Annotated in this window: 1 protein-coding gene (running past one end of the window); it reads right to left on the bottom strand. The window is 44.0% G+C overall.

Features of this window, described 5'->3' with window-relative positions; all coding sequences use genetic code 11:
* Nucleotides 1–30: 30 nt before the first annotated feature.
* On the bottom strand, nt 31–10,311 hold the final stretch of the coding sequence (locus RMY63_RS35185; protein WP_322733133.1) for a CARDB domain-containing protein. 16,875 nt of this gene lie beyond the right edge of the window; only the last 10,281 of its 27,156 coding nucleotides appear in the window; the start codon falls outside the window, past its right edge; its stop codon occupies nt 31–33.

The raw sequence follows: 10,311 nt of genomic DNA, 5'->3' as shown, positions 1-10,311 counted from the left end.
TACATTGTCGCAGTTTTTGATCCCATTTTTTCAGATTTTGTGAGAAATCCGCGTTGGGTCATCACTGAAACCAACATCAAAACTGCCATTGAAAACAGTAGGAACCGCAAAATCACCGCTAACAATATCTTCATCAGTATTATCGAAACTTACTGACACCCGCTTACTCATATCCACAGTTGGGCGCTTACCACCACCCAAAGCCGAGTAAAACCAACCAGTACCAATACCCTCCGTAGAACCTTGATTCTCAGCCGAAGAGTACCACGGTGTCAGTGAAACATTATTGGCTTGCGGATCTATTAAATTTTCAACACTTTTTTCACCTAATTGGTCATAAATTGATTGTGCCTCTTGGGTATATCCACTACTAACTTCATCCAAGCCTAAATTGATAGTACCTGCATACCAAGCAAACGCTCTTCCATGTGGGTTATCCCAAGGTGTTAAGGGGTTAGCATCTTCAGTAAACCCAGGCATCCCATTAAGTAGTTTATTGACATCAGCACCCTCTATACGCCGACCATTAGGAGTCCAAGTTGAACCATTAGGATCGGCTACAGTCTGATAGTAGTTATCAGCAAACGTGACATTATCCCAAACTTGAACCGTCGGTTCATTAAAATCTCTAAAATCTTTTAACTTAAAACCAGCTAAATTAACCTTCAAACTCTCCTGATAAAAATCATGAGGGTCAATAGTCGTCATCTGCAAATCACGAACTGCCTTACCATTACTATCAACAACTGGTGTCCCATCAGCATTAATTTTCCCACCAGCATAAGGAAAGTAAGTTCCCAAGCGTTGAATAATCTCACTATTAACAACAGTGCCGCGACTAAAACCAATAAAGTGTAACGGCGAATCAAACAACGCTCCTTGAGTACGAATTAAATCCCCTTCATTGTCATACAATCTAACTAAATTACCAGCAGCATCATGCTCTCCTACATCTCCACCTAAAGCCTGGTCTAATTGCACAATCGAAGCGAAAATTGCATCAGCAGCAGCTTCCGTAAAACCGCTATTTGGCTGGGTTGACTCACCATTTGTAGACCATTCAGGGAGCAAAACTAATGCTTTATTTTGGTTGACATATTTGCTTTGAATATTGTTTGCTAACGTGACCAAATAATTGTCATCCCCAGGATTAAGACCACCCGTCAATTCAGCAAGTACCCGTGCCTTATTATCTACAGGAATCCACAGACCTGTAGGCTTGTCATAACGCAGAATTAACCCCTTCTCTGACGGTAAATTCCCATTACCAGAAGTAATTTTGTCTGCTAAATCATAGAAATTCTCAGGAATCCCCGTATTTTCTGGCTTTAGAGTAAAGCCATGAGTGAGGACAGTTACACTACTAAAAGGATTTGCATTAAAAGGAGTAATTGTATTAAAATTACCAAACTCCAGTTCAGATTGCCCCGTACTGCTAACAGCTTGTACAGCCCAATGATAATTTTGACCAGCCGTTAGCGTGGTAATATCCGGTAACGTAAAACGAGTATTGTTATTTGCCGGGTCATGAGTCGGTTGAGCAACAATTGTAGTACCATCATGCGAGTACCAAGTATTAGTTTCCCGCTTCCAAGTCGCTGTCACAATTCGTCCCGGATTGAAATCATCATACTTATTCCAAGACTTAGTTAACAGTTGCTGCTTTTGCTGTTGATTTAACTCAGGTAAAAACGATGAATCGGATAAATCAACCACTCGATCCCAAGGCAATAAACCTTTACCCTCAGCAAAAGTACTGACAAACAGGTTAACTTCCTTAACTTGGTCATCAGGGATTTGAAAATCCCAAGTAAAGGTAGGAGTTAAATCACCCTCCTTAATCCCATTCGGACTTGTCAACGTCAGCAAATCAGGAGGTGATACAGCCAGATTTCGAGTGATACCAACATTTACAGGAGCGCTAGTACTACCCTCAGACACCCCATAAGTAAACTGATTCCGTACCCTATCTTCAGCAATAATCCCATAATCGGCAGCAATGCTGATTTTCGGGTTAATATCATCAATTGGCACCGCAGCAAAATCAAGGATATTAGCCGGACGTTGGTAAAGGGCTTCAAAAAAGCGAGAACCTTGGGGTCTGCCAAACTGGTCAATAATATAGTCAGTTGGGTGTTCCCAGGTTTTAATCATTTCCTCGACATCAAAAATATATACACCACCACCCAACGGGTAGGAAGCATAAAGATATTGATCGTCGTTGCTAAGTGCTAAGTCCGTAACCAACCCCAGTGGAATGGGTCGTGTAGCCGCAACTAACTGCGGGTTTGCTCCCAATGGGTCTTTAATAATTCCAATATTACTGCCAGCCTGGACACCATCAATGCTCTCGATACCAGAGCCGAATTTACTACCGTTATAACCAGCTATAAACCCGTATTTTTTATCCTTGGTAATCGTAATTGCCACAGCTTCATTGACATCAAAATAATCATAAATACTGCCAAGATTAAGTTGCGTGTAGCGTGTAGTAGCAGCAAAATGGAGTGGATCGTCATTGGTAATTTCCAGAACTCCATAACCCGTAGCATCACTGTTGCGATTAGTAAAGGTAATAAAGTGCGGGTCAACAGTATTAGCCAATCCTTCTGCACCTTGTTCAGCATCAATTGTGCCTATTTGCTTGTGCCAAGAAAGAAGATTATTTTGGTTAGGATTGGGCTTGTCTTTGGGGTCAATATTGACCACTATAATCTTGCTTTTTGTTGCACTGTTCGTACTTGGCGCAGTGGCAAATAACTTGCGACCATCACTGCTAATAGCTAGTTGACGTAACCCACCAGGGGCAGAGTCAACCTGTATATTCTGAATTACCTGATGATAGGTTTTAGAGTTAGGGTTGATATCTAGTACATAAATCACACCCAGTCGCCCATCAGCGATGTAAGCGTATTGGTCTTGATTATCAACCACAATTGCACGTGGAGAGGCAGCAGTTGGTAAGATAATTGAGTCAATTTCTTCAGTTTCGGGTTTGGTATCTATTTGCTGTAACAGTAATGGGTCAACTAAAGCAATGCGACCGGAATTTTCTAAGGTGACATAAGCGCGAGAGCCATCTTTAGTAAAAGCGATATCTCTAGGTCTATCTGCTACATCAGGAGTACCTACTGGAATCCGAGCTACTAATAAATCATTACTACTTGTCGCTGCCACTACCGCTGATGGGTTTGTTCCTTGTAAAACAGCTACTTTGTCGCTAAAAGGCTCTGCTGCTAAAACATAACCATTATTAGCTGAGAACCGAATTGAATTACTGTCGTAATTAATAGTTTGATAACTTGTCTCTTCTGTACCAAAGCGTTCTTGCTGAGGTCGGGTGATGGAAATTTGGGCGCTTCCTAAAGCAGCTTTGTTTGAGGGTTTGACTTTAATTTCAAATTGATTATTACCCAAGTCTTGTCCAGACAAAACTGTGCCTTGATAAGTTGCATTGCCAACACGGAAATTAACAATCAAATCTTCAAATCTAGTATTGGAAATATTAGCAGTGACGTAAGGAACTATAAAGTTACTGCCTGTGAGAATTACTACTGGCTCATGATTCTCAAACTTCAGTTCTGCTTTTTGTAAAACTGGCGGTGTAGATGGGTCTATTGTCGTTGGTGCAGGTAAATTCAACCTGGTTTCAAAGGTGGCTATCCCATCTGAATTGAGTTGTACGTTAGCAGAAGTTATTACTGGTAGTCCAACTGTGGGAACTTGGACGATATTAATTGATGAAATATCGTAAGAAACCTTAAATGCTGGGATAGAGACAAACAAATCTGGATTCAGTAATTGTCCAAAAGCACTGTAAGGTTTCAAAACTTCACTAACTTTTTTCAAAACTTCTGCATCAAGTTGTCCTTGGGATAAAGCAGCCCCTACTTCTGCCAGAGTTTGGGCTGTTTCTACAATTTCTGTAATTTTTGTAACTGTTTCTAGGGGCGCTTTTAATATTTTAAGTACCCCACTAAGCTCTTTGATTATTTTATTTTTACTATTGGGGAATGTTGCTAAGGCAATGCCAAATCCAATTTCTTCAACATTAATATCTGGTAGTGGTGGTGGAATTAAAAGCCCATAGAAGGCTGGCGGGAATTTGTATTCAAGGCTTACCTTACCTTTGACTATGCTACCGCTACCAGTAACTCCTGAGTAAAAAGCTGCATATTCACCAGGTTTGGTTACACCTGGATATGGAGGTGATTGGGTGCGAATCATGCCATCTGCGGTAACTTTAGCCGATTCTTCTAATATCCACATGGGCTGCCAAGTTCCGGTTGCATCAGGCATTGAACCTTTACGCATTAAGTAAACTTCAGTACCAACAGGTAAATTAGCTGGTGCAGGAATAGCAACCTGTGCCGGGATTAGGAGATTATTGTCACCAATATCTAAGTTAAAGCCACCAACAAACTCAAATCCACCAGGAACTGGTAGTGATAAATCTTCTTTTTGGTCTAAGAGTGTAAAGTTAACGTTTGTATCTTCAAGCAGTGCGCCTTGAGATAGCATTAGCAGTGAACGGTTTGCACCATCACCAAATTGGATAACTCCGCCATTTATGCCGAGTTTAGTCTCGCCCAGATGAGGTGTTTCTACACGCACGGGTACTATTACTTCAGCTGCACCGTAAATTACCGTTACGTTGGTAGTACCTTCATTTAAAGCGGTAATTAGCCCATCTTTACCTATCTGCAAAATCCCCAGATTGCTGAGGTAGTAACGAGTGCCAGCATCTTGAAATTTCAGGTCTGGTGATTCTTCTACTCCGTATAAACCAACTAATAATTGTCTTGTTGCACCAATAGTTAGCATGACGGCTTCAGGGTACAAGTCTAGACCTTCTTGTTCAGCGATCGCAACATTTAATTGAGTTTGGTTAGTTGGCAATAACTCACCCACCCTAAGCGCTGTCACAGCAGTAATGCCATTACGCGACGCACTCAGCACCGACACCCCATCACTCAACCCTGTCACCCTACCCCCAGACACCGCCGCCACCGCCGCATTATCCGACGCCAACTGCAAGTAGTCATAAGGCAGAATCACATCTTGTTGGTCAGCAAAATCCCCAACGACCACCAACTCAGTACTTCCACCCACATCCAACCGCAGCCCACGGCGTGCAAAATCCAAATTCACCAAGGCTGCATTACTGACATTCACCGTCACTCTAGCAGGTGCAGAACTACTAAACCCATCATCAGCAACAACATCAAAACTCGCCATTCCCGAATAACCAGCAGTCGGTGTAAACTTTGCAGAATGACCATCAGGCGTAAACGTCACCGCCCCATTCACTGGATTAATAATCCGGTAGAAAATAGCACCCCCTTCCGGGTCAGTAGCTAATTTATCCAGTGCAACGCTAGTTGATAAATCAGAGTGAGTCAGCACAGATGTAGAACTGACAACAGGCGCACGATTCGCAGTAAAGCCATAATTACTACCCAGAATCTGCACATCAGTAGCATTGATGACACCATCTCTATTGAAGTCGTAAATAGCATTATAATTACCAGAAGTGATCGCCCCTTCTAACAATCCACTATCAACGCCATTAACCAACCCATCACGGTTAACATCACCAGCTATGAAGAGAGTGAGGGAGTGAGGGAGGGAGGGAGTGGGGGAGGTGTTGGTGAGTGAGATTAGGTTTAAGCCAGCACGGTCAACTGCGAATAGGGCGTAACTACCATTAGCATCAAGGTGTGTGGCAACAGGAGTCAAACCAAGGAGTGTGGGTAATGTCATATTACCCTGTAACTCAACACCAAGCAGCACAGTGCCAGTGGCAGTAGATCGTAATTCGGAATCTCTGAGACTGAAAGTATAGCGATCGCTCTCACCCAGACTACCATTAGTCGTCTTACCAGTAAATTGCGCCGCACTACCCAAATCAGCCAACACAGGCGATACTTGCGGTGTTGTAGAATATGTAATTGCTTCTCCTGCTGTTCCTGGTGTTCCCGTTACTAGAGTGAGAAGAGGAGTGAGGGAGTGAGGGAGGGAGGGAGTGAGGGAAGAATAACCGTAGCGGTGTGACTCACCAGAAGCGAGATTCCGGGCTGATACCAAATTACCTTGGGTGTCATAACTATAAACCACCAAGCTACCATCTGGTGCAGTAATCTGCGTTAATCTGCCAGCACTATCCTTGACAAAACGCACCATTTCCCCAGTGTCACTGGTAATACCGCTATCGCTATATATTAGATGTGTACCATTAACCCCAATCTGCTCAGTAACACCACCAGCAGAACTCAAGTGATAAACAGTACCATCTGCCGAGGAAAGCGTGTAATCAGCACCATCAAACTCCCCACTACCAGGATTATAAGCATGACCCGTTTTTAGGTCATACAAACGATTACCAGCCAAAGTCAGTTTCGCTTCAGCTGAAGAGAGTGTATAATTCACCCCAGAATCTGCCACCCAAGCAGACGTGTAATAAGTAAGACCAGGAATTGTGTGTTTCTGTGGTGCAAATGTAAACCCAACCCTTTCACCAGTAGGAGTAGTTAAGTAAAGCCTTGTGCCAACACGGAATGGCTCATAAACACCTAATGATTCCCGTCCTGTCAACGGTACATTAGTTTGAATGTTGGTATCTAAAGCAGCCAACTGCCAACCGTTACCAAAGCTGCCAACTTCATCAGCGTTGAGAGAACTGTAGGTGCGTATGAGGTTAAGGGTGTAGGGTGTGGGGTGTAGGGTGTAGGCAGAAGAAAAAGTTAGAGATAAATCAGCTTCAGTTCTGGTATAGGCACTCGGCTTGGTGGTAGTATTAACCTCGACTACTGCTTGAACACTATTCGAGCGATCGCTAATATCGGTCGCCCTCAAGCGCAACTGATAGAAACCATTTTCTAGCTTACCAGGGTCAAATTGAGCCAGAGTCAAATCGCTGACAGCATCATTACCACTAGCTAACGTCCTGTAGACATTCTCACCAAAATCAGCGATTTCTAGTACCCAGCTATCAAGATTGACATCGCTAACACTGCCAATAATATTAGTAACACTCTTTACTAGCGCCCCATCTAACCCAGGTGCAAATGCAACTATAGGTGCAGCCAAGTCTTGCTGGTCGCGCACTTTAACCACAGTACTGTTGTGACCAACGCGACCATCGGCATCAGTAGCAGTGACATCGACAACCAAGCGACCAGGAGTAGTTGGAATAATCTCAATTCTGCCTTGACTATCAACAGTTACAGGTCTACCATCTACGGTGGCAGTTAAATTGGTAATTGTGGCCAAACTATTCGCTAGAGTTTGCACTATCACCTTTTGTCCTGGAACTGCTGGGAAACTTGGTGTGAGGTCAAAGTTAACAGTTGGTGATGTTGGTGCAACAGCCACGCGCACAACAGATGTCTGCGTTACTGTTTTCTCTCCATCACTAACGTTATAGGTAACAGCATAATCACCAACTTGACCGGGACTTGGTGTCCAAGTGAACTGTCCCGTCGCCGCATCAAGTACCGCGCCATCAGGTAAATCAACTGCACCGTAGGTAAGATTTGTACCGTTATCTGGGTCAGTACCAGCAACTGTAAATTGCAAAGTTTCACCCAGCGCCACAGCATGGGGTGATACAGATATTGCCGGACTACGGTTGACGTTAGTAATACGCAAAGTCACATCGCGGACATCGCTGGCACCTTGAGCATCAGTTGCCGCAAATCTTAATATATATTCACCCGCTTGTTCATAATTAGGCTTCCAAGTAAACTGACCTGTGCGCGGGTCAAAAGCAGCACCAGTTGGCAAAGGTGAAACAGCCGAGTAAATTAATGAATCGTTATCAATGTCTCCCGCCGCCAAGGTAAACCCGACTTGGTTGTTTTCAAGTCCAGTTTGAATCGGCAACGGTGCTAGCACAGGAGCCTGATTTGTATTATTTACCAGAATTGCAAAAGTTTGAGAACTGCTCTTATTACCATCACTTGCTGTCACAGTGATATTATTATAAGTTCCTGCCTGTGCTAAATTTGGTTTCCAAGTGAGTATCCCTTGTGCCGCATCAAGTACCGCACCTGCGGGTAAATTTGATGCCGAATAAGTCAGAGTATCGCCATCAGCATCACTGCTTGATAATGCTAAAGTGAGAGTTTGCCCTTCAGCAACGGTTTGATTGGCAATTGCCGAAAGTATCGGTGCGGTGTTAGAAGTGCCAACAACTAAATTAAAAGCTTGCTGACTGCTAAGAACCTCTGTTGAATTGCCATTACCGCTATCTTGAACCCGAATAGTGACAGGATATGTGCCGATATCAGCAAGTGTTGGTGTCCAACTGAATAATGCTTCCCCATAAATTGCAGTGGGTGTAAGGGTGGCACCAGCAGGCAGACTACTCAGATTAAAGTTTAAATTATCTTGATTGCGATCGCTGGCTTTAACAATAAATTTCAGAGTCTCGCCAACAACTGCAACTTTGTTGCCAATAAAGGGCAATTTCGGTGCGTCATTGGGTGCATTCACTGAAACAACAAAGGTATATTCATCTCGTTGCACAGCATTGATACCATCACCATTTCCGTTATCAGCTGCGACCAGAGTCAAGGAATAATCGCCACCATCACTCACTCCTGGAGTTAGGTGCAATGTAGCTGTACCATCTTTATTATCAGTAAATTTGACAAAATCAGGGATACCATATCCTGTAGATTCGGCTTTGAGTTGCAACACCAACGGGTCATTATCAGCATCACTCACCCTTATTACCAAATCTCGTATTTCACCCCGGTTGAGGGTAACGTTGGTAAATTCGTTAATTTGCGGCGCACGGTTGGTATTAAAGACAGTAATTGGTACTATTAGGGAAGTTTGCTTCGTTGCTCCCGTACCATTACCATCATCAGTGGCAGTAAAGGTGACATTGTATATCCCAGCGTTGGCATATCCTGGTGTCCAAGCAAACATTGCTGTAATTGGGTCAAAGGTAGCACCAGTAGGCAAACCAGAGACAGTATAAGTAACAGATGGGTCACTACCTTCTAAGATGGTAAGTTGACCATCAGCATTGCGGTCTTGGGGTACAAAGCCTGGGTTATCTGGGTCTAAAGCAAAGGCGCGGAAGCGGACTGATTGCCCTTCTTGAATTTGCCAAGCGCCGAGATTATCAAACACAGGCGCGGCGTTGACGTTAAGAACTGTAATTTTGGTAATTTGTGTAGTAATTGATTCACCATCACTAACGGTGAAGGGAATTTCAAACTCTCCGGCTTGGAAGTAAGCTGGTGTCCATTCAAACAATCCCGTGCGCGGGTCTAGCTGTGAACCACCAGGGAGGAGGGGGCTGGAGTAGGTGAGGTATGAAGTCGGAAGTCGGAAGTCGGAGGTCGGAAGTGGGGGAATAGAATTGGTTATGTCTGCGTCGGTGGCTTGGAGTTGGATGCGGATTTTTTCACCTTCGCGCACGATTGTGTTAGCGGGACGAATCAGGGTGGGGGCTTGGTTGGTGGGTGCAATTAGGATGGTTGCAGTTTGCGTGACTTTTTCTATACCGTCGCTGACGGTGAACTGCACGTTTTCGTAAGTGCCAGCAGCTTCATAACCGGGAGTCCAAGTTAAGATACCTGTAGCTGAATCGAAAATCGCACTATTAGGTAGGTTATCCGCCCAGTATGTTAAATGATTGCGGTCAGTGTCTGTTGCAGAAAGCTTAATTTGTAGCGATTTTCCTTCTGCACCTTTGACGGTAATGGGAGTACCGTTAGTGGATGAACCACCAGAAGCTGTGCCGTTAGACGATGAAACGATAATTCCACCACTAACAACAGGAGTATTAAATACTGGTTTGTGATTACCGCCGACCACATTTAAGGTAAAGGACTGTGTGGTGTGAGCGCCGCGCAGGTCGTATACTTGCAAGGTGACATCAGTGCTTACCGGACTTTGCTGTGTTGGCGACCAAGTAATTAAACCAGTATTTTGGTCAACACTCATCCCTTCGGGTGCATCGTATAGCAGATATCCCAGTACAGCACCATCTGGATCGTTTGCTGCCACTTGGTAATTATATGATTGACCGGAATAAGCTGTTAATACTGGGGCAGAAGTAATAATCGGTGCAAGATTGGGGTAAGGAAGCGCATATATACCTGGGGTAAACTCAACGCGCAGTGCATCTGGGTTGTAAACTGTAATCGTATGTGCAGTTGTAGATTGACCAGCTTTCAGGACACCTTGAGGTAAATTATCCTTCAAATCCACCATATATGCACCGGATGCATTGCGGGTTGCATCAGTTGGCACACCAGTAAAGGATTGCGCTGGGTCAAGCAACAGCATTAC

Source organism: Nostoc sp. ChiQUE01b (assembly GCF_034531255.1).
GTDB lineage: Bacteria > Cyanobacteriota > Cyanobacteriia > Cyanobacteriales > Nostocaceae > Nostoc.
The sequence above is the reverse complement of the archived record's forward strand: the minus strand, read 5'-3'. Positions and strand labels throughout refer to the sequence as shown.